Origin of the sequence: Chelatococcus asaccharovorans (assembly GCF_003201475.1) — a bacterium.
GTDB lineage: Bacteria > Pseudomonadota > Alphaproteobacteria > Rhizobiales > Beijerinckiaceae > Chelatococcus > Chelatococcus asaccharovorans.
This window is the reverse complement of record NZ_QJJK01000004.1, coordinates 199,404-220,762: the sequence shown is the minus strand read 5'-3', so window position 1 is coordinate 220,762 and position 21,359 is coordinate 199,404. Positions and strand designations below refer to the sequence as shown.

20 protein-coding genes are annotated in these 21,359 nt (G+C 60.5%); 14 read left to right on the top strand and 6 right to left on the bottom strand.

Features of this window, described 5'->3' with window-relative positions; translation table 11 throughout:
- Positions 1 to 53: 53 nt before the first annotated feature.
- The 13 genes from C7450_RS10960 to C7450_RS10900 all read left to right on the top strand — a co-directional run bounded on the left by C7450_RS10960 (position 54) and on the right by C7450_RS10900 (position 13,500).
- Positions 54 to 821 (top strand): IclR family transcriptional regulator, encoded by a 768-nt coding sequence (locus C7450_RS10960; protein ID WP_110374487.1) that lies wholly within the window; start codon positions 54 to 56, stop codon positions 819 to 821.
- A 19-nt stretch (positions 822 to 840) separates the two neighbouring features.
- The gene (locus C7450_RS10955; protein ID WP_110374486.1) at positions 841 to 1,218 is read left to right on the top strand and encodes a nuclear transport factor 2 family protein; all 378 of its coding nucleotides are present in this window, start codon (positions 841 to 843) and stop codon (positions 1,216 to 1,218) included.
- 68 nt (positions 1,219 to 1,286) lie between these two features.
- The gene (locus C7450_RS10950) at positions 1,287 to 2,882 is read left to right on the top strand and encodes a phytoene desaturase family protein (RefSeq protein ID WP_110374485.1); all 1,596 of its coding nucleotides are present in this window, start codon (positions 1,287 to 1,289) and stop codon (positions 2,880 to 2,882) included.
- A 54-nt stretch (positions 2,883 to 2,936) separates the two neighbouring features.
- Entirely contained in the window at positions 2,937 to 3,317 is a 381-nt protein-coding gene (locus C7450_RS10945; RefSeq protein ID WP_110374484.1) for a cupin domain-containing protein, read from the top strand.
- Between the two features lie 35 nt (positions 3,318 to 3,352).
- Positions 3,353 to 4,483 carry an extracellular solute-binding protein gene (locus tag C7450_RS10940; RefSeq protein WP_110374483.1) on the top strand — a complete coding sequence of 377 codons (1,131 nt, stop codon included), beginning with the start codon at positions 3,353 to 3,355 and terminating at the stop codon, positions 4,481 to 4,483.
- A gap of 132 nt (positions 4,484 to 4,615) precedes the next feature.
- Entirely contained in the window at positions 4,616 to 5,692 is a 1,077-nt protein-coding gene (locus tag C7450_RS10935) for an ABC transporter ATP-binding protein (RefSeq protein ID WP_110374482.1), read from the top strand.
- Positions 5,689 to 6,549 carry an ABC transporter permease gene (locus C7450_RS10930; protein ID WP_110374481.1) on the top strand — a complete coding sequence of 287 codons (861 nt, stop codon included), beginning with the start codon at positions 5,689 to 5,691 and terminating at the stop codon, positions 6,547 to 6,549. Before C7450_RS10935 ends, C7450_RS10930 begins: the two co-directional genes overlap by 4 nt.
- Positions 6,546 to 7,373 (top strand): ABC transporter permease, encoded by an 828-nt coding sequence (locus C7450_RS10925; protein ID WP_110374480.1) that lies wholly within the window; start codon positions 6,546 to 6,548, stop codon positions 7,371 to 7,373. The genes C7450_RS10930 and C7450_RS10925 overlap by 4 nt, the downstream gene beginning before the upstream one ends.
- A 103-nt stretch (positions 7,374 to 7,476) precedes the next feature.
- Positions 7,477 to 9,180: an amidohydrolase gene (locus tag C7450_RS10920; RefSeq protein ID WP_110374479.1), complete on the top strand. Its 1,704-nt coding sequence runs from the start codon at positions 7,477 to 7,479 to the stop codon at positions 9,178 to 9,180.
- Positions 9,181 to 9,309: 129 nt separating this feature from the next.
- Entirely contained in the window at positions 9,310 to 9,633 is a 324-nt protein-coding gene (locus C7450_RS10915) for a mannonate dehydratase (RefSeq protein ID WP_110374478.1), read from the top strand.
- Positions 9,634 to 10,230: 597 nt separating this feature from the next.
- Positions 10,231 to 11,181, top strand: coding sequence for a LysR family transcriptional regulator (locus C7450_RS10910; protein WP_170147196.1), 951 nt, complete (start codon positions 10,231 to 10,233; stop codon positions 11,179 to 11,181).
- A 394-nt stretch (positions 11,182 to 11,575) separates the two neighbouring features.
- Positions 11,576 to 12,862 (top strand): hypothetical protein, encoded by a 1,287-nt coding sequence (locus tag C7450_RS10905; RefSeq protein ID WP_210206422.1) that lies wholly within the window; start codon positions 11,576 to 11,578, stop codon positions 12,860 to 12,862.
- A gap of 38 nt (positions 12,863 to 12,900) precedes the next feature.
- Complete coding sequence (locus tag C7450_RS10900; protein WP_170147195.1) at positions 12,901 to 13,500, top strand: AMP-binding protein; 600 nt, start codon at positions 12,901 to 12,903, stop codon at positions 13,498 to 13,500.
- 195 nt (positions 13,501 to 13,695) lie between these two features.
- Here the strand turns inward: C7450_RS10900 and C7450_RS10895 are convergent, their stop codons facing one another.
- The 4 genes from C7450_RS10895 to C7450_RS10880 are packed head-to-tail and all read right to left on the bottom strand — an operon-like array spanning position 13,696 to position 17,576.
- Positions 13,696 to 14,778 (bottom strand): ABC transporter ATP-binding protein, encoded by a 1,083-nt coding sequence (locus tag C7450_RS10895; protein WP_110374475.1) that lies wholly within the window; start codon positions 14,776 to 14,778, stop codon positions 13,696 to 13,698.
- Positions 14,775 to 15,752 (bottom strand): ABC transporter ATP-binding protein, encoded by a 978-nt coding sequence (locus C7450_RS10890; RefSeq protein WP_110374474.1) that lies wholly within the window; start codon positions 15,750 to 15,752, stop codon positions 14,775 to 14,777. The genes C7450_RS10895 and C7450_RS10890 overlap by 4 nt, the downstream gene beginning before the upstream one ends.
- A 10-nt stretch (positions 15,753 to 15,762) precedes the next feature.
- Entirely contained in the window at positions 15,763 to 16,659 is an 897-nt protein-coding gene (locus tag C7450_RS10885; protein ID WP_110374473.1) for an ABC transporter permease, read from the bottom strand.
- A complete protein-coding gene (locus C7450_RS10880; RefSeq protein WP_245449645.1) occupies positions 16,656 to 17,576 on the bottom strand; it encodes an ABC transporter permease in 921 nt (306 codons plus the stop codon). Before C7450_RS10880 ends, C7450_RS10885 begins: the two co-directional genes overlap by 4 nt.
- On the opposite strand from C7450_RS10880, the gene C7450_RS34495 reads away from it, so the two are divergent.
- Positions 17,499 to 17,666 carry a hypothetical protein gene (locus tag C7450_RS34495; protein ID WP_245449662.1) on the top strand — a complete coding sequence of 56 codons (168 nt, stop codon included), beginning with the start codon at positions 17,499 to 17,501 and terminating at the stop codon, positions 17,664 to 17,666. The genes C7450_RS10880 and C7450_RS34495 overlap by 78 nt on opposite strands.
- Positions 17,667 to 17,748: 82 nt before the next feature.
- Here the strand turns inward: C7450_RS34495 and C7450_RS10875 are convergent, their stop codons facing one another.
- Together C7450_RS10875 and C7450_RS10870 are read right to left on the bottom strand one after the other, a co-directional pair.
- On the bottom strand, positions 17,749 to 19,326 hold the full coding sequence (locus tag C7450_RS10875) for an ABC transporter substrate-binding protein (protein WP_110374472.1): 1,578 nt from the start codon (positions 19,324 to 19,326) through the stop codon (positions 17,749 to 17,751).
- The gene (locus C7450_RS10870) at positions 19,326 to 21,311 is read right to left on the bottom strand and encodes a C45 family peptidase (RefSeq protein ID WP_110374471.1); all 1,986 of its coding nucleotides are present in this window, start codon (positions 21,309 to 21,311) and stop codon (positions 19,326 to 19,328) included. Before C7450_RS10870 ends, C7450_RS10875 begins: the two co-directional genes overlap by 1 nt.
- Positions 21,312 to 21,359: the final 48 nt, after the last annotated feature.

The following is a 21,359-nucleotide window of genomic DNA, read 5'->3' as shown; positions in this document are numbered from 1 at the left end:
CAAGACAGCGACGCACCACTTAGCCTAGAAAAATGAAAACGGGTTTTCACTGAATGGAAAACGAAGATCGGTCGGCCACTGACGACAAGTCGGGCGTGCGCTCCGTAGCTCGGGCGCTCGCTCTGCTCTCGGCCCTGGACCGCAAAGGAAAAAATCTGTCCGAGATGGCGGCTGCGGCCAACATCAGCGTGAGCACGGCATCACGGCTGCTCGGCACTCTGGTGGCTCATGGCTTTGCCGCTCAGGGGAGCAACAACCGCTATGTCGCGGGGCTGGCCCTGACGACTCTGCTTCACGAAACGGATCGCTGGGCGCCGCTGCGGATGTTGGCGGCGGACTCGACCGCGGCCCTGTGTGCCGAGCTGGATGAGACCTCTGCCTTTTTTGTGCAGCTTGGCGATGAGCGACTCTGCATCGATTCAGCCGAGTCCAGCCAGTTGGTCCGGCGCGTCCGGCTGACCGGTGAAAAGGGCAAGATCTATCGCGGCGCCGCGGGAAAGGCGCTGCTGGCGTTCAGTCCGAACGAAGCCGTCGACGACATTCTCGGAGACATGGTGAGCTTCGAGATCCCCGGCCAACAGGACCGGACGGTCGAGCAGCTGAAGGCGGAATTGGCGCTGACCCGAACGCAGGGCTATGGCTTCAGCCACCACGAATCCACCGGCGGTTCCTGGTCCGTGGCGGCTCCCGTCTTCATCCGGGGCAAGCTGGTCGGAGCCCTCGCCTCCGTCATCCCCGATCACCGGTTCGATCAGGAGCGCCTGGCCGTCGTCATTGAAGCGACCAAGCGCGTCGCTGCCGAATTTTCCGAATCATCCTAAAAATCACGGAAGTAACGACATGGCCCGAATTGCCGAGATCGACCGGATCGATATCACCGACATTCTCAACAAGGTCGCCTACATTCTCGATTCGAAAGAATACGACCGGATGGGCGATGTGTTTGCCGAGGATATACAGTTCAGCAATCCGGGGCGCCTGACCGCGAACGGGCTGGATGAGCTGAAGACGGCGTTCAGGAATTTTCCGGCCCCGTCGCTCAGCCATCACATCACCAACCTTATTCTGTCCGGCAGTGAGGACGGTACCGTCCAGGCGCTATGCAAGGCGCTGTCCCAGCGCGCGGACAAGTCGATCGTCGCAGCCGAGTACACCGACATTCTGAAGAAGACCTCTAACGGCTGGCGGATCGCCTCCCGCACCATCAAGCCTTTGTAAGCCTTCCACTTTTTCGCGCGTGCGACAAGGCGGCAGCTCCGGCATTCCCGAGATTGAGACGAACAGAAATGTCGAAATATGACGTGATCATCGTTGGCGCCGGCCACAGCGGGCTGGTCGCAGGTTTCTATCTCGCACGCGCGGGGTTGAAGGTGCTGATGCTGGAGCGGAGCTACCAGGTCGGCGGCACCTGCATTACCGAGGAGGTATTCCCGGGCTACCGCGGCAGCAGCATCGCCAATTCCTGCCATAGCCTCGATCCGCGCATTGCCGGCGACATGGAGCTGGAAAAGCACGGGCTGAGGCTCACTCATCCCGCCCTCAATTCGCTGACCCTGTTTTCCAACGGCGACGCGCTGGTCATGTGGCCCGAGCGCGAGCGTCGCCGCGCCGAGATGGAGCGTCTTGCCGAACCCGGCGACATGCAGGGCTTCGCCGACGTCATGCAGTTTTACCAGGACGTGGCGCGGAAGATGGGTGTGTCGTTCTACGACCCCGCGCCCTCGCTCGAAGAGGTTGCAGCGCGCTTCACGACGCCCGCCGACAAGGAAGCGTTCAACCTCGTCATGTTCGGCAGCGTGGCCGATGTGCTGGACCGCCATCTGAAGTCGCCCTGGCTCAAGTCCTTTCTCGCTGGCACCGCGATGGCCACGAATCTCGTTGGTCCTCGCACACCAGGCAGCGGCTACATATTGCTGCAGCGCCCTCTGCAGGAAGAGTCCATGCGCCGCAGCGGCGTGGTCTTCGAGAGCAACGAGTTGATGATGAAGAACGCGTCGCCGATCGGTGGCGTGGGCGCCGTCACGCAGGCGATGGCCCGGGCGAACGAAAGCCTAGGTGTCGAAATCCGCCTTGAAGCCCCGGTTCGCGAGCTGCTCTGCGACAACGGCAAGGTAAGGGGCGTCGTGCTCGAAAGCGGCGAGGAGATCGAAGCCGCGCGGGTGCTGGCGAACGTCAACCCCAAGACCTTGCTGACCAGGCTGGTGCCATCGAACCAGCTGCCGCGCGAGATTGAGGAACGGGCCAAGAAGCTGACCATGCACGGTTCGTCCTCCAAGGTGCACCTCGCTCTCAAAGGCACGCCGCGCTTCAATCGCGCGGAGACAGACGAGGAAAACACCCAGTTCCTCGGCACGAACTTCCGCGTCGTGCCAAGCATCGACGTGCTTCAGGAGAGCTACAACGAAGCAACCATGGGCCGCTGGTCGCCGCATGTGACGATCTCGGGCGTGGTGTCGTCTGCCGCCGATCCGGAGATGACGCCGCCCGGTTGCCACTTCATGAGCCTCAGTGTTCGCGGCACGCCATACCACCTGTCCCACGGCAGTTGGGACGACCAGCGCGAGGCGCTTGGCAATGCCGTCGTCGAGACGCTCAGCCGGAACATCGGCAACATCAAGGACATCATCGAGGGCATCAGCGTCTACACGCCCGTCGACCTTGAGCGGAATTACGGCATGACCGAGGGCAACGGCGCCCATGGTGACATCGTGCCTGGGAAGATCTTCGACGCACGGCCGATGCCGGGATGCTCGAACTACACGACCCCGATCGAGGGTCTTTTCATGTGCGGCGTCGGCAATTGGCCCGGCAACTTCATGAGCGGACTGACTGGCTACAACGCCAGCCGGACGATGCTCGGCAAGTTCCACCCAGCGCACTAGCTGAACCGTCTGCGGCACCAGAGGGCCCGGGACGGGACATATAGAGGAATCAAAATGTATCACGGAAAAGCCATTCGGAACGGTGAGCCGTCCGGTCTGCGCTCGGCGACGAATACCGGCGATGTCTGGTCCGACATCCTGCTCAATGCCGGCAATGCGCGGGTGATCAACATCATGTTCCCCCCGGGAGCGCGCACCCACTGGCACACCCATGAAGGCGGGCAGTTCATCTACACGGTTTCCGGCGAGGGCTGGATCCAGGAACGCGGCGGCGAGCGCGTCATCCTCAATCCCGGCGATGTCGTCTGGACCGAGCCGGGTGTCGAACATTGGCATGGCGCCAGCGAGACCGGCCTCGTCACCCAGATCGCCCTGCATTTTGGCAATGTCGACTGGCAGAGCGCCGTGACCGACGAGGAATACGTCACTAAGTAAAAACGTGCAAAAACATCAGCAGGGGAACGGAATCGATGTACAACAAGAAACCTTCTTCTCATCTTTGGAAGATGAGTATTCGTCTTTGCGGGCTGTCGGTGGCGCTGGTGATCGGCGCAACCCATGGCGCGCTGGCGCAGGATGCGGGTAATATCCGTCGCTTCGCGGGTCAGAGCATCTCCTTTGCGGGATACTCAAGTGCGTTCAATGACAAGTGGGCCGCAAGTTTCGGGAAGTATTTCACCGAGCGTACCGGCATCACCATCAACTGGATTCCGTCCAGCCCGTCCAAGAACATCACCAGCATCCGCGCCTCCGGCGGCAATCCGGACATCGACGTGATGCTGATGGATTCCGCGAACCTTGCGCGCGGTATTCAGGAGGGTGTCGTTGGGACAGTCGATCCGGCCAAGATCCCCAACATGAAGAAGGTGCCGGAGAGCCTGCAGATCAAGGCGGGCATCCCCAGCATGGCGTACCGCTACGGCAACTGCTACCGGACCGACAAGTTCGAGCAGTTGAAGTTAGGCGTGCCCAACGACATCGCCGTCTGGTCGGCTCCGGGTCTGGCGGGACGTGTCATGTTCCCCTCGACCACGGCCGCCCAGTGGCTGATCAACGCGCCGGCGATCGCCCTATCGGCGGGCGGCAGCTACAGCGACGTGTCCGGCAGCATCAAGAACCTGTCGTCGAAGGTGAAGGCCTATGGCTTCTTCAACTCGTCGGGCGACATGGACGCAGCGATGTCCGCTGGCGACGTGTGGCTGACGGTCGGCAATAATCAAGGTCGCTGCCTCGCGCTGAAGAAGCAGGGCGTCCCGGTTGCCTATGCCACCTGGAATATTGACGCCAATGGCAAGACATATTCCGACCTGATCAACCCGGACAACCTCGTCCTCGTTGCCAACTCGCCCAAGAAGGAGTTGGTCGAGCTCATGATGAACGAGTTCCTGTCGGATGAAGCGGCCAAGGCGTCGGTTCCGCTGTTCATATTCATCGCCGGCACGCCGCCGACCGCAGCCGCGATCGATGCCGTGATGGCCGCCGATGCGTCGGCCGCCGAGTGGATCATCAAGGAGCCCTCGAAGTTGTTCCTGCCCGACTATCCGGCCTTCCTCGCGAACCTGCGCGAGTGGACCACACAGTGGGCGGGCATCCTTCGCTGACGACCCACTGCGCGGCAACGGGCGGCTCAGGTCGCTGTCCGTTGCCGTATCCGAGCCTGAAGACTTTTAGACGCACGCCACCCGAACCTTTTGGCGAACCTCCCAACAAGCGCATCTGACAAGGGCGTGGCAATGAGCAGACTTGAGATCGACTCGCTGAAGATCGTCTATGGCGGTTGGACTGCGATCGATGACCTTAATCTGACGATTGAGAAGGGCGAACTGGTATCCCTGCTCGGCCCTTCGGGATCCGGCAAGACGTCTCTGCTCCGCGCCATTGGCGGCTATCTGAAGCCGGCAGGCGGGTCGATGCGGATCGATGGCAAGGATATCACGTCGGTCCCTCCCCAGTTCCGGGACATCGGCATGGTGTTCCAGAACTTCGTGCTCTTTCCCCATCTCAGCACCGTCGAGAACGTCGAGTTCGGACTGCGGACCCGGGGTGTCGCCAAGGCCGAGCGCCGCAGGCGCGCCATCGAGGCCCTCGCGATGGTGCAGATGGACACCTATCTCGATCGATATCCGTTCGAGCTCAGCGGCGGTCAGCAGCAGCGCGTGGCTCTGGCGCGCGCCATCGTTATTCGCCCGACCCTGCTGCTGCTCGACGAACCGATGGGCGCGCTCGACACCAAGCTGCGCGAGCGGGCGCAGGAAGAGATCCGTTCTCTGCAGCAGGAGTTGCAGCTCACGATGATCCTCGTGACCCATGATCAGCGAGAGGCCATGGCGATGTCCGACCGGATCATCGTCATGCGTGGCGGGAAGATTGTCGATGCCGGCGATCCCTGGCGGCTCTACCACGCGCCGAAGACCGCCTTCACCGCCGAGTTCCTCGGCGCCACCAACCTGCTGCCGGTCGAGGTTCTGACGCGTGACGGCAACCGGGCGCGGGTGCGGATGACGAAAACCGGCCATGAGTTCGAGGCGGAGGGCAGTCTGGCCGACGCGAGTGCCGGCTATGTGTCGCTGCGGCCCGAAGATATCACCTGCACGTCCCGCGCCGAGCCGGGCGCGCTGCCGGCGAAGGTGATGAAGCGCATGTTCTACGGCGTGAACACCCATCTGCGGCTGGAAACTCCCGGCCTGGGCTCCCTTCTTGCGGTTCAGCATCGACATGGCGTGTTCGAGGAAGGCGCCGACGTCTTTGTTGTCTTCCAGCCGCAGGACGCGCGACTGCTGCCGGCTGATTTACCGGGGGAAGGACGATGAGTTCCTCGTCATCCTCTTTGTATAGATTTGGCATCATCCCGCTTGCGCTGTTCTTCATTGTTTTCTTCGCTTACCCGGTGCTGCATTTTCTCTGGGGCAGCGTGGTGGTCGATGCTGGCGGGGCTTCATTCCTTTCGCTTCGCAACTTTACCGACGCCTTGCGGTCGGCCTCGGTGCTCCGCTCGCTGTCGACGACGCTTCTGCTGAGCATTCTGACCGGCGTCGTCTCACTGCTGCTCGGCTATCTGCTGGCCTTCCAGGTTGTGCGTAGACCCCCCATCATCGGCAAGATCATCTTCGTGGCGGCCATTGCCTCGCTGTTTACCAGCACCATCGCCCGAGCTCTCGGCTGGCGCGTTCTACTGGGCTTCGAAGGGCCGATAAACAAGATGCTCATCGGCTTGGGCCTTGTCTCGGAGCCGCTGCAACTCATCAATAATTTCACCGCGGTCGCGATCGGTATGATCCATATCCAGGTTCCGGTGGTGATGGTCGGGCTCATCCCCGTGATCGAAGCCTTGCCGCGTGATTATGAACGCGCGGCCATCGGGCTTGGCGCCTCCCGCTGGAACACCTTTCTGACCATTCACCTGCCCATGACCTGGATGAACGCCGTCCCTGTCGGCCTTATCGCGATCATGGCGACGGCGGCCTATTTCACGACGCCGGTCCTGCTCGGCGGTGGGCGCGTGAATGTCATCGCGATCCAGATCCAGCAGGCGTCGCAGGTTCTCTTCGAATTCGGCTACGCCGCGGCGCTGTCGGTGATGTTGGTGGTGATGATCAGCGCCGTCGCGATCTTCATCCTTCTCCTCACCCATTGGCGCCGTAGCGTGCGAGCGAGGGGCTCGTCATGAAGACCATCATCTCACGTGGTGTGGACACGGTGCTTTGCGGTGCGATGCATGCGCTGACCGTGCTGGCCGTGGCTTTTCTGGTGATGCCGCTTTTCGTGGTCGTGATCGTCTCGTTCAATTCGACGACAGTGATCTTTCCGCCGCGGGACTGGTCGCTGGCCTCCTACCTGCAGATCCCGCAGGTCGCCGTCGACACGTTTCTGCGAAGCCTTTTGCTCGGCCTCTGCTGTGCGACACTGTCGGCGTTGTTCTGTATCCCGGCCGCCATTGCTATGGTGAAGAGCAATCTTCGCGGCAAGGCGTTCATCGAGGCAGCTCTGCGCAGCCCGCTGCAGTTTCCAGCGATCATTCTCGGCGTCGCCATCCTTCAGTATTTCTACTTCTGGCAGGGCGCACTTGCCGTTCCGCTGGTCGGCACCTTCATGGGATTGTTGATCGCGCACACGGTCTACACCTTCCCCTTCGTGCTGGTGCCGACCATCGCCCGCCTTTCGGCTCTGAGCGATCAGTATGACGAGGCGGCGGCCGGACTTGGGGCAGGCTCGCTGACGACGCTGGTCCGGGTGATCATTCCGCTAATGCGACCCGGCATCGTCGCCGGAATGTTCATGAGCTTCATCATGTCCTTCGAGGATGTGGCGGTGACGATGTTCCTCGCCGGTTCGAAGATGACGACCTTCCCCGTTTATCTGTTCGGCAGTGCCGAAGTCTCAAACACCCCCGGCCTCTATGCCGTGGCAAGCCTCGGCTCGCTTGTCGCTCTCACCCTCGTCCTGCTGGTTGAGCGGTTCATCGGCATCCGGACCGTCCTCAGCAAAGGCTGACACGATCACCTACGGGCGCATCAGTGCCCGCGCATCACCAATCCAAATCAGGCCACTGCTTCGGATCAACTCCGGCAGTTTTTGGTCCAGGGAGAACTGACCTATGAGCAACCGAGATGTCGCCAATCAGAACGCTACGAAGGCGCGTGGCATGCCGACCGGGAAGCTTCTCGTCACCAACGCCACCATCCTGACCATGGACGATGCCGGGACTACAGCCCGTTCACTGCTGATCGACCGCGGCAGGGTGGTCGCAATCGATCCGTCCCCGGAACAGGCGGAGGGCGCCGCGATCGTTGATATGGGCGGTAAGACTGTCGTTCCCGGCCTGATCGATGCCCACACCCATATGGAGATGATCGCCTATGGCTGGAACATCGCCGTCAACGTGAAGCCGCCGCTGGTGCGGTCCATCGACGACATGGTCGAGCGCCTCTCCGAAAAGGCGGCGACCCTGCCGGCCGGACAATGGATCCTCGGCCAGGGCATGCATTATCAGAACCAGCACATCGCTGAGGGCCGTTATCCCAATCGCTGGGATCTCGACCGCGTCAGCACCGAGCATCCCGTGGTGGTCCGGTTCAGCTTCCACATTAATGTCTTCAATTCAAAGGCCCTCGAGGTTTTAGGCGTCGACAAGAACACGCCCGACTCCGACGGCGGCTATCTGGAACGTGATGCTGACGGCGTTCCGAACGGCGTATCCAACGACATGTGGCATGCTCTGAACGCGCCGGACTGGCCTTATGAGGAAGTCGGCCCGGCCCTCGCCAATGCTCAGGCCAGCTTTCTCGAGAACGGCGTCACGGCGATTACCGAGTTCACCTTGTTCCGTGGCGGCGTCGACGCCTATCTGGAAATGGAGCGGCGCAAGGATCTGAAGATCCGCGTCGCTCTCTATCCCAAGGTGCCGTCTGTCTGCCCGCTGGACGATGCCCTGTCCGGAAAGATGAGTGCGCGCTTCGCCGATGCGGATCCGAGCCGGTTGAAGCTTGGTGGAATGAAGATGTTCATCGATGGGGGCCTGACCTCCCGCGCCGCGGCGATGTACGAGCCCTATTGGGATAGTGACCTGAAGGGCCACCTCTCGTTCAAGCCCGAGGAATTCTCGGAGATCGTCGGCAAGCTGCATGGTGCGGGCTATCAGATCTGCGTCCACGCGATCGGCGATCTGGCGCAGGATGTTGTCCTGGATGCCTTTGCCGCTCTGCCGGAGCGCAAGGCATTCAACGGTGCGGCTCACCGGATCGAGCACGCCGGCAACTGCCTCTGGACTGACGAGCGCGCGAAGCGATTCGCCGATCTCGGCGTTCTGCCGGTACCACAGCCCCCGTTCATTTACACCACGGCAGCGGGCTATCGTAAGAACCTCGGCCCTGTGCGCGGCGCCGACATCTTCCCGATGCGCCGGATGGTGCTGGAGCAGAAGTTCGCCGTCCCCGGCAATTCGGACGCGATCGGCATTCACCCGAAGCAGCATGTCCCGATGTTCGGCATCTGGGCGATGGTCGCGCGTGAGATGAACAATGGCGAGACGCTGACCGATGGTGAGAACCTTGACGTCATGACCTCGCTGCGGATGTACACCCGCTTTGCCGCGCGCTCGATCGGGCGTGAGCACGAGATCGGCTCGCTCGAACCCGGCAAGTTCGCGGATTTCGTCGTGTTCGACGACAACCCGCTCACGGTCAGCTCCGAAAAGCTGCGCGACATGATGCCGAACCAGACATGGATCGGTGGTGAGCAGGTTTTTGCGCGTGACGGCGACAAAGTCAGCACGCCAAAGCAAGCCCACGCACCGGCCTGAAATCTTCCATCGTCATCGTGTCGTAAGACACGATAGCCGGCAAACGTCATGGGCCGTTCGACCTGAACGAACCATGACGAGGCGGCGCCTCCGCAAAGCGCTGCATGGCACGGGCACATAGAGCGCCAGATGAGCCCTCCCGTGCATCCAGTGGAATTCGTCGGTCAGGATCGGGTCAAGTACCTTCATGTCCGCAACATTAAGGGCGCGGTTCCCAATTTTGCGGAGTGCTTTGTCGATGAGGGTGATATCGATATCGTTCGCATCCTGAAAATACTCCAGCGCAACAGCTTCGGAGGCTTCGTGATCGACGATCATGTCCCTCAGATGACACATGACACGCCATGGGGGCATCGTGGCCGAGCTTTTTCTACCGGCTATCTACGAGGACTGTGCCGGGCACTGGATTCGCATGAGACAGAAGCGATAAAGCCGGCGGTTACATTTGGCTAGACATCGCCATGCCCTGGCAACCCCAGGATTCAGTATCGTGCCGATAGGTCGCAACGCCTCGATATCTCACATCTCCCAAGTAACCCTTGCTGCCCTCATGACGACGCCGCGACAGCGTTGTACGCACATCAGCAGCGGTGGAGCATACCTATTATACTGCAGCGGTCCCGGTGCAGGGCAGGCCGATATCGCTCTCATGATAAAGCACAGCTGATCGCGGGACCTGGCAATGATGCCACGTCGATACGAGGCTCTGTTGCAAAGCCTGAGATGCTGCCCCGTAGAGGTCGAGCGCGCGGAGACGCGCTACTCCTGTGGTGCGAACAATGAAGACGCGCAGTATATCGCACGACTAGCGCTTCCTTGAAGCGTTCATCGTTGCCGCTGCCCAATAGCTCCGGCTGTAGCGGATGCTCTTTACTCTCCCAACCCAAACTGCAGCCTCTGTTGAACTAGGAGATTGGTTAGTTGCTTGGTTGAATGCAGCGCTTCCTATCGTCTCCCTGCAATCTCGCTGGTCTTGTTTCCCACGGAGGTTATGGTCAAATTGGCGAACGTACACTATCTATCTATAAATTCCATGTCCGGTGTGTAGATATGACAGCTTTCGATCTCAATCTCGTCCGCATCTTCGATGCCTTAATGGTTCACCAAAGCGTATCAGATGCCGCCGATGCGCTGCATATGACGCAGCCTGCGGTGTCGAATGCCTTGCGACGCCTGCGTGCATTGACCGATGATGACCTCTTTGTTCGCACGCGACGCGGGATGGAGCCCACACCATTCGCACTCGCCGCAGGCCCCTCACTATCTGAAGGCTTGCGGCTCATTCGACAGGGCCTTGAGCGGGCAGCGCCGTTCGATCCCACAGGCACCAGACGTCGGTTCCGCGTGCTCATGACCGACGCCGGGGAAATGGTGTTCCTGCCGCGCTTGATGCCACTGCTTCGGACCAAGGCCCCGATGCTGGACATACGGGTTCTGCAGTGTCCCATCGCCCGATATCTGGAACTGCTCGAGACCGACGAGGCCGATCTTGCGATCGGCAATCTACAACCGACGGCCGGCACCTTCGTTCTACGCAGGCTGTTCGACGAGCACAATGTCATCGTATGCAAAAGAGGACATTCGCTTGAGCTTGGCGCCGGTCCTGATCGCATTGCCAGGATTGAGCAAGTCGTCGCGAGCGATCATGTTGTTGTGCGACCTCCCAATTCGGTCAGTGCGGCGCTCGACACCCTGGTTCAAACTCACCACTGGAAAATACGGGTTGCGCTGGAGGTGCCGCATTTCATGGTCCTGGCCGGCATTCTGGACCAGACTGACATGATTGCGATCGTGCCCAGTCTGGTGGCCGATGAGTTGGCTCAGAGATCCGATCTCGTCATACTTAAGATTCCATTTGACTGCCCAGCAATAACGATTCGCTTAGGGTGGCATATCCGTCAGCAGAAGGACCAGGGGAGCCGGTGGCTCCGGCAACAGATTATTGAACTCATGTCCAAACGCCGCAGGATTTTGGATGAGGGTAAATTGCGAGCACGATAACGTCCGCGCGGCCGAGGACGTCCATTTTCGTCTGTTGAACTCCGAGGCTATAAAGAGGTCCCGCTCGTTAATCGACCTGCCGTAACATCATCGCCGAGAAGCTCGGTCCCCCATGAGGACCCACGCTCAACCTGGACTCGACGTCGGCCAGTCCGACATCAAAAACTGATCGGCTCCAGTGTAACCCGGCATACCTTGTCACGTCCTTTTTTCATTACATCGCTCCAATGTCATCGTCGCCGTCTCCACATGCGGCTCGAAGGAACGAAAAGGGGTCTGATCGTTCTATTCACCGTGGTGATCTCGACTATCCATATTATGAAGTTCCGTGCCTCTCGGCTCCCTTGTTAACTCCTCGCGAGCGCTGGACCTCGGATCTGCGTGGGGAGGAAAAATGGGTACGCTTGCGGCCGACAGATGCGCAACGCCGGTCGCTACGACGACGGCGGGGCTGAGAGGAGCACACTGGGATGCCTCCAAACTGCCCGCGGATGTAAGGATAACCGCCCATTCAATTCGCGCTCACGACGGCGCCTCGGTCGTCGGCTTTCTGATGCAACGCGGTGGAGAACGTACCGTTGTTTGCGCCATGCATCCACGCGAGATGACCGTTCCCCAATATATGGCACCGGAAATACTCCAGGGCGGATGCGCTTTCTGGGTCCAAGGCTCACGGTCGCCCAACAACAACCTTCGGCTTGAACATGAGACGGCGCTGCCCGATCTGGCCGCAGGTCAGGTCTTTCTACGATTGCAAGGTTTTCGAAGCACTGTTCTCCAGGGAACATCAGGTGGCGGACCCTTGGCGGCCTTCTATTGCCAGCAGGCAGCCCGGCCACCGCAAGAGCGTATCGCGCAAACCCCAGCGGGCCGGCCGGTCGATCTGACTGGAGCCGAAATGCCGGAAGCGGACGGGCTCGTCCTCATTTCTTCGCATCTGGGCCAAGGCCTCCTCATGCAGGCTTGCCTCGACCCCTCGGTCATCGATGAGGATGATCCGTTCGCAACGGATGCGGCGCTCAACCCGTTCGATCCCGCCAACGGCTTTCAGGCGCCCCCCTCATCGAGCCGATATGATGCCGATTTCATCGAACGATATCGAGCCGCACAAGCTAGGCGGGTCATGCGGCTGGACGAACGGGCCCGTTCGCTATTGGCGCGGAAAGCAGCCGCCCGGCGTGCAGTCAAGGACGGAACGGCGACGATGACGGAACGCCTTTCTGCCACCTGGTCGCCGATCATGACGATCTGGCGGACCGACGCGGACCTGCGCTGCTGGGACTTGTCGATTGAACCGTCGGCGCGGGCCTACGGCAGTCTCTGGGGAGGAAACCCAATCAGCTCGAACTGGGGTAGCGTTGGCTTTGGCCGGATCTGCACGCCTGAGAGTTGGCTCTCGAACTGGTCAGCTATTTCGTCGAACGCCACGATGGAAAACTGCGCTCCGCACATCCGCCAGCCGGTCTGCATGGTTCGCTACAGCGGTGACAACAGCGTGTTCGATAGCGAGGCCGACAAGCTGGAGAGTCTGCTGGGCAATGCCGAGGTCGCGCGCCACGATCTTCCGGGCAACCACCACGGCAAGCCGGTTGCCAAAGGAGAGCTAGGCGGGCAGCAGCGTGCCGGAGAGATCGTTCGTCAATGGCTCCTGTCGAACAACTTCACGACGGTAGCGCGCTGATGGACATCCGTTGCCTGCCGATCGGCGTTCGCCGGCCCATGCCGGGCGTGACTTATCCTCCCATCGCTGATCTGGAACGCTATCTCGCCTCTGGCGCGCTGGAAGCACGCTCGCTTGCCGCCGCCTTTCGCGAATCCTTTGACCGGAACAAGGGCCGCATCGCGCTGATCGGAGACGGCTGGAGCCTGACCTACGACGCGTTGGACATTCTGTCTGACCGCGCGGCATTGGCCTTCGCAAAGCTGGGCCTGCAGCCGCTCGACCGGATCATCTTCCAGGTCGGCAACAGCCCCAATCTCGTCGTCGCGGTTCTGGGATGCCTCAAGGCAGGGCTGATCCCTCTCTGCACGCTGCATGCTCACCGAGAGGTGGAAATCGCGGGCCTCGGCAATCACGCCGCGGCCAAAGCGCATTTTATCGACACCTCCTCGGAGAACTTCGATTTTCACGGTTTTTCCGCCCACATCCGCACGCGAGTGCCGAGCCTCCAGCGGACCGTAGTCGTCAATGGAAAGCCAGTAGCCGATGCCCTCGTCATGGCTGAGCTCATCGACGCGGTCGACGCTGAAGAGGCGCGCGCGTTTGTCCAACAATGCGTCATGGCACTGGATACGAAAATCCGAGTCAATTTCGCTTGAAGACACCATAATCATATCCCGATATGAAACGCCGTGAGCCTGAACGTGACGGGGAAAAGTGAATGCCGCTTTTCCCCATCACCTTTTCATTAGGTGGAGCCAAGCGCGCCCGGCTCAGAGGCTGGCTCGAACCGGGATCACGCTTGCAGGGTAGGATGGCGATGGCTTTGCAGCACCTATCGCGCGGCTGCCGACTCATCGCTGACACGCAGAGTATTCGCCTCCGGACATGCGAGCAGGCTGCCGCCCATTCAGATGGCAAGCACTGCGATGCGCAGACGCGACCTCGCGCAGCGCCGGGACGACTTCCCGGCAAACCGGCATGACATGCGGACAGCGCGGGTGGAAATGGCAACCTGGCGGCGGATTCAGCGGGCTCGGAATCTCGCCCTTGATCGCGGCGAACTGCCGCTTGCGCGTATCGATGCGCGGCACTTCTTCCAGCAAGGCCTTGGTGTAGGGGTGATTGGCGTTGCGGAAGATCGCGTCTGTCGGAGCCTCCTCCACAATCCGCCCGAGATACATGACCACCACGCGATCGGAAAGATGCTCGACCACGCCGAGGTCATGGCTGATGAACAGATAGGTCAGGTCTAGCTCAGCGCGCAGATCCATGAACAGATTCAGGATCTGCGCCTGGATCGATACATCCAGCGCCGCCACCGCCTCATCGCAGACCAGAAATTCGGGCTGCACGGCGAGTGCCCGGGCAATACCTATCCGTTGACGCTGACCGCCGGAGAACTGATGGGGATAGCGACGCTTGTAGGCTGGATCGAGACCTGCGCGACGTAGCTGATCATCCACATAGCCTTCCCAAGCATCGCGCTGCACCAGCCCATGGACCCACGGTGCCTCGCCGACGATCTCAGCCACCCGCAAGCGTGGATTCAGACTAGCGTAGGGGTCCTGAAAAATCATCTGTATCTGCAACGCGGCCTGCTTTGCCTCGGCAGCTGCCAGAGTGGCGACATCGCGTCCATGGAACAGCACACGGCCGTCCGACGGCGGCATTATTCCGGCGACCATCCGCCCAACGGTCGACTTGCCGCAGCCGGATTCGCCGACAAGGCCAACGACCTCACCTCTGTTGATTGTGAGGTCGACATCGTTCACGGCACGTACAACCGCCTCCTTCACCTCGCCCCCGAACGCACGTTTCAGCGATCTGCCGGCACGCGCCGCCACATCGTGATGCGTCCGGCCGAAGCGCTTGGAGACGCCTTTGAGCTCGATGACAGGCGTGCCTGCGCCCGATGGATTTCTTACGATGCTCATACGATCGCCTCCAACTGCGGATTGAAGCAGCGCAGCATGCGTCCCTCGGCCGGCGCGGTGATAGGTGGGTCCAGTTCGCACTTCTCATCCGCCTGCTGACAGCGGGTGCGGAAGGCGCAGCCGGTCGGCAAGTTCAGGAGAGAAGGCGTCATACCCGGAATTTGCCGGAGCTTGCTGCCTCGCTTGTTGCGGCTCGGTACGCTGCCGATGAGCCCATGAGTGTAGGGATGCATCGGCCGCTTCAGCACTTGGCTCACCTGCCCATTCTCGACGATGCGGCCGGCATACATCACCGCCACCTCGTCGGCGAGGCCGGCGACCACCGAAAGGTCGTGGGTGATCCAGATCAGCGCTGTTCCATGATCACGCGCAAGCCTTTGCACCTCAGCGAGAATCTGGGCCTGGATAGTGACATCCAAGGCCGTTGTGGGTTCGTCGGCCAGGATGAGATCGGGCTGATGCAACAGGGCAATGGCGATGGCAACGCGCTGGCGCATACCCCCGGAGAACTGATGCGGATAGGCAGACAGACGCTCTTCAGGGCTCGGAATGCCCACCATTCCCAAAGCATCGCGCGAGCGAACCCACGCCTCCCGACGGGACACCTCCGCATGGGCGAATACCGTCTCCATCATCTGCGTATCGATGCGCAACACCGGATTCAACGTCATCATCGGATCCTGGAAGATCATCGCGATGCGGTTGCCGCGCAGCCCACGAAGCTCGGCCTCGCCGAGCTTCGTGAGGTCCCGTCCCTTGAACAGGATGCGCCCGGCGGCGATCCGCCCGGGCGGATCGACCAAGCCAAGGACGGAGAAGCCTGTCACCGACTTGCCCGAGCCGGACTCGCCCACGAGCCCCAACACGCGCCCGCGCCGCACGGAGAAGCTGACATCGTCAACAGCACGGATGGTACCCGCGCGTGTCTCGAAATGCGTCGAGAGGCCCTGAACCTCCAGCGTAATCTCGCTCATCGCCGTGCTTTCACTTTTGCAGCCGGGGATTGAGTACATCGCGCAACTGGTCGCCCATCAGGTTTATCGCCACGATAGTAACCAGCAGAGCAATGCCCGGATAGAAACTGATCCAATATTTTCCCGAGAGCATGTATTGATAGCCGTTCGCAATGAGCAGACCGAGTGAAGGCTCGGTGATAGGCACACCCAATCCAAGAAAGGACAAGGTGGCCTCCAGCGTAATCGCGCGGGCGATCTGGATGGTGCCGATAACGATCAGCGGAGGCAGACAATTCGGCAGCAGATGGCGAAACAGCAGCCGCCAGCGCGGCAGCGCGAGACAGGCGGCGGCCTCCATATATTCCCGCCGGCGTTCCACCAGGGCAGCACTGCGCGCGGTACGCGCATAGCGCGCCCATTCTACGATCACGAGCGCCAGCATCACATTCATCACGCCCTTGCCCAGAAAGGCGAGGATCATCAGCGCCACAAGTATCGACGGAAAGGAAAGCTGCAGGTCGACCAGCCGCATGATCGCCGTCTCGGTCTTGCCACCCAGGTAAGCAGCGATCAGCCCCAATGCGGAGCCGATGAGGCCAGCAATAACCGCCGAGCCCACGCCGACGCCCAGCGAGATGCGGAGACCGTACATGATGCCGGACAGCATGTCTCGCCCCTGATCGTCGGTGCCCAGCCAGAACGTCATGCCGCTCATCGACTCCGAACCGGGCGGCAGCCGTCCATCCATGATGTCGAGGTGAACGAGGTCATAAGGGTTCTGTGGTGCAAGGATGGGAGCCAGAAGCGCCATCAGAGTGATCACGACAGCCGTCAGGAACCCGGCCACCGCCAGGCTGCTGGAGGAAAACTCCCACACGAATCGCCGGAAGGGCGTCTCTTCCTTCAAAGGAACTGTCGCGCTCATTCCCTCGTCTCCAGCCGCACGCGGGGATCCAATACTGTGTAAAGCAGGTCAACCAGCAGGTTGATGGCCACGAAAAGGAACACAATCACCATCAGGTAGGCGACAATGACCGGTCTATCGAGCACGTTGATGCTGTCGATGATGAGTTTACCCATGCCGGGCCAGGCAAACACGGTCTCCGTGACAACCGCAAAAGCGATGACACTGCCGAACTCCAGTCCGATCACCGTTACGATCGGGATCATGATGTTCTTCATGACATGAACGAACAGCACCCGCGCCGGAGACAGCCCTTTTGCACGCGCGAACTTCACATATTCCAGCTGCAGATGCTCGCGTACACCGGCGCGCGTCAGCCGCAGCACCAGCGCTATATTGCCAAGCGCGAGATTGAGTGCCGGCAGGATCATATGGGCCAGTCCGTCGCGGGTGAGGAAGGACCATTGCACCCCAAATAGCGCCGCGGTCTCTCCTCGTCCGGTGCTCGGCAGCCAGCCCAATTGCACAGCAAAAACCATGATCAGCATCAGCCCGACCCAGAATGTCGGTAGCGAAAAGCCGAGAATGGAACCCGCCATGATAGCGCGCGCGAGCCAAGAATCCGGCTTCAGCCCGGCAAACATTCCGAGCGGAATACCGACAACGATGGAGAGCAGAACGGCCGTAACTGCCAATTCCATGGTCGCCGGCAGACGACTTCCGATCAACTGGAGCGCCGGCTCATTATAGACGAAGCTGCGGCCGAGATCGCCTTGCAACACGCCGAGCAGGAAGCGCAGATATTGCTCCCATAGCGGCTTGTCGAGGCCGAGAGCGACCATTGCGCGAGCCCGTTCCGCTTGGTCGGCATCCGGGGGGATCAGGACATCGACGGGATCGCCGATCACGTTCACACCGACGAAGACGATAATCGTCATCGCCAGGACAATAAACAGCGCCTGGACGAGGCGCCGCAGAAGCCAAGTCATCATGTACACGCCTGCCTGAACACGCGGATATTTAATTGATTATCTCAATCCGCAACTGTGTTGTTGGGACCTCGGACTGTCCCAAAGCGGTGGCCGCGGCTTCAACAAGCGCGGGTAGCAACTATCTCGCAGTCGGGCGCGCGTACATGACCCGCGTAAAGGGAAGGGCCCAGGCCTCGTAGTCGGCAACCTCGCGGTTCGATGCCCAGCTATAGACAGGATGGAACAAGGGTATGACCGGAGCGAGTTCCCGAACCAATGTCGCGGCCTGCTTGATCAGCCCTAGACGTTCGGTGGCATCCATCGTCACGAGAGCCTTGCTCAACACGTCATCCAGACGATCATTGGAAAAGCGAAGCCGATTGCCTGAACCATATCCTTTGTCTGGATTAGGGGTCATCACGAAGAACTTATAGGGCGCAATAGCATATGGCGTGGTTGAACCGGTCAGATAAATGCTCCATTCACCACGGCTGGCGCCAGGAAAAAGAACGGTTGGGGGCATGGTCTCAACGCGTGTCTTCACGCCGACGCGCGAAAAGAACTGCGCCACGCCCTGAATAAGCTGCACATCACCGGCAATCACACCCGAAAAGCCATGAAGGGTCAGCTCGAAGCCATCGGGAAATCCGCCTTCGGCGAGCAAAGCCTTTGCCTGAACCGGATCATAATCCTGCGGTGCAAGTCCCGTCCTCTCCTGATCACCGACATCGGACAGTTCGAACGCGGGCACCGCACTCTGCTCGAAAACGCGATCGACGAGAAGTTTCCGGTTGATCGCCAACGAGAGTGCACGGCGTATCGCGGGCTCGCGCAGCGGGTTTTTTGTCTGCCCCGATGTCGGGGCCCGAGCGAAGGGCGACGTTTCTCGCTGGGTATCGATGTTGAGCACAAATACTTCCAGCCCGGGGCGAGATGAAACCGCGAACTGCTTGCTGGCTTCCAGCCGTGCCATGTCCGATGATGGCACACGATCGATCAAGTCGACGTCCTTGGCCAGCAGGGCGGCCACACGCGCGGCATCATTGGGTATGATGCGAACGCGAACAGACGCCCAAGGCGGCGCTGCCCCCCACCAGGCATCATTGCGCTGAAGCATCCATTCCGCATTCTGTGACCAGCTTGCGGAGCGGAAGGGGCCGGTGCCGATCGCCGCAGTGCCCTGGTTGTATTCCGCAGTACTGGCGGCAGACGATCCGGCACTGACGATAAATACCCGTGCCAGGTCGAACAGAAAATATGGCGCTGGGGAAAAAGTAGTAATCTTGAGGGTTAGCGGGCCGATGACTTCCACAGCCTTGATTTGCGCCGTAAAAGTCACGAACGAGCCGGGAGATCCCTGGACGGTCTTTGTCCGAGCGATCGAGAACGCGACATCCTGCGCGCCAAAAGCCGCGCCATTGTGGAATTTTACGCCCTCGCGCAGATGGAACAGCCATTCGGTCGGCGTGACGGTCTCCCACGAGGTCGCGAGTTGCGGCTGGATCTTGCCCTCTCTGTCTTCAGTGACGAGCGCCTCGTATATATTGCCGAGATTTCCAATATTGGCAAAGTAGTTAAAGAAGTGAGGATCAAGCGTGGTTGGCCCGACCTGCACCCCGACGCGAAGCTCCTGCGAAAATCCCTGTATGGGGCAGCCGAGGATCAACAACAGGAATATAGCTCGAATTGTATGTAAGGAAAACTTGGCTACGCGCATCACACTGCCTCCCGATTGTATATCGCGGCCCCGGCAACAGGAGGCGTGATCAATGTTTTCGGGTCCGTGGGCGGCGGCTCAATCGCCTCGATGACTTGTCTGGCGCGGACCTGTGCGCGCGTGAAATATCGCGTAATCTTCGCGAGATGCGCCAGCTTCGAGTCACGGTCAGGCAGATCAGCGCCAGTGCATAAATCGTCAGCCTTTTGTAGCGAGATATGCGCGAGATCAAGATACCGGCTCAGCAGCGCCTTGCCTGCGAAGCCGACCGCAAGATGGTCCAGCATGCGGCCAGCCCGCAGGATCTCTCTCCGGGCGGTATTCCCCGCATCGGCAACCAGTTGTTCTGGCGTGTCCGCCAGGGTCAAAGTCCAGAAGGCATTTGTCTCGTCGTAGTAATAGTACCCATGTCCTGGGTCGCGACAGGCCAGCGCGCGATCCGCCGGTCCCACACAGGCGTGGTACCGTCCGGTACCATCAGCGGCGGGTTCCATCACCACGGTAAAGGCATTGGCGCGATGAGCAGCGGAACAATCCCATTGCGCACCCTTGTGCCAGGCGGCGCAGACCTCGTCATAATCTCCGGCGGGAATAGAGCCGGTCTGACGATAGACCGTCGTCATGTAGCTGGCGTCGATCCGGCCATAGCCAAGCATCAGCGATGCATAGAATTGGCGATTGCGGCCCTCGCTGTTCTTCGAACTGAGCCGGCGAAAAGCTTCGCCAGCATCGCCTGAGAAGATCGCGCTGGGGTCAAAGGTATGCCACCCTCCAGCGAGACTATATCGGCATCCCTGCGCGGGAGCGGCGTTCAGCCATCGTGAGCGGGGATCAAGAGCGTTGTTAGTCGCGTAGAGAAAGGAATAGCTCCGGCCCAACGCGTCATAGGTCCCTTCACGAATGATCGGGTCGGGATTATCAGGGCTGCCGGCCCGAGCCTCGATCGAGCAACCATATCGTGCATCCGCGAAAAGCCCTCCAGCGGTACCAAGCGAGATTGCAGTATCGCCGACTGGCCAGCCGATCTGGATATCCCGCGCTTCGACCGCGCTCGCTGCGAACTGCATCAGGTGAAACGTCGCCGGGCCGCGACGCACCCCGTATCCCCATTGCTCACGGGGCTCGCCGGTATTGGCGCCGCCATGGTGCACATAGGCCAAACCCTTGCTGTTCATTCCCGGATGGCCGGCCATGAAGAAGCGCCCAAGCACCGGAATGGAACCGTTCACCGAGAACGGGGTGTAAATGAAGCTGTTGCCGCGTTCTGGATAGGCGACGATGGTCGCCTGAAAGGTGCAATCGTGATCGGTGGTCGCGCCGGCCACCAGTTTGCCGTCTGGCGTCGCTTCTCCCCATGCACAGGCGCCGCTGCACATATCATCATGGTCAAGGGTGGCGGTGCTGACCCCAAGATAGGCGGCAGTGGTGATCTTATTATGGGTGTCGGTCAGCGCAAGAGCCATCGGGCGCACACTGCGTGACGGGGGAAGCGTGCCGGTCCAGATCGCGAGAACCTGTTCGTAGCTCATCGGAACGCCCGCATCGCCTGCGCCTTCTGCCCAACCGCGGACGAAGTCCAGAATCTCGGGCATATAGGTCGCGAGTTGCTCTTCCCACCGAGCCATTTCGCGCCTCTCGTCCTCAGAGAAGCTCCGCTGTGCCTGACGGCGAAAAATCCATCCGCCATAGATCTCGATGACCTGTCGGGCGTACTGGCGTCCCATGTCGTAGTTGGAACCGGCAAGTATCACGACCGGGCAGATGGAAGGAACAAGAGGGACGTCAGCTGCGAACTGAATCTCGGTCCCGCGTGCTTCAAGCTCGCAAACTGGCAGAACGTTCGGTGCGCGACCTTCTAGACAATCGGCAGCGATTCTTTCCGCATGGGCGCGAACACTCTCGAATTGCCCCGCGATATCGAGCGCATTCCAGGCCTTGTCGCCTTCCGACTGGAAATCGGCGTAAGTCCCGTCCGTGCGGCCCAACTCCCACTTCGCCTAGTTCAGTAATATCATGACTGAATCCAGCGCCTG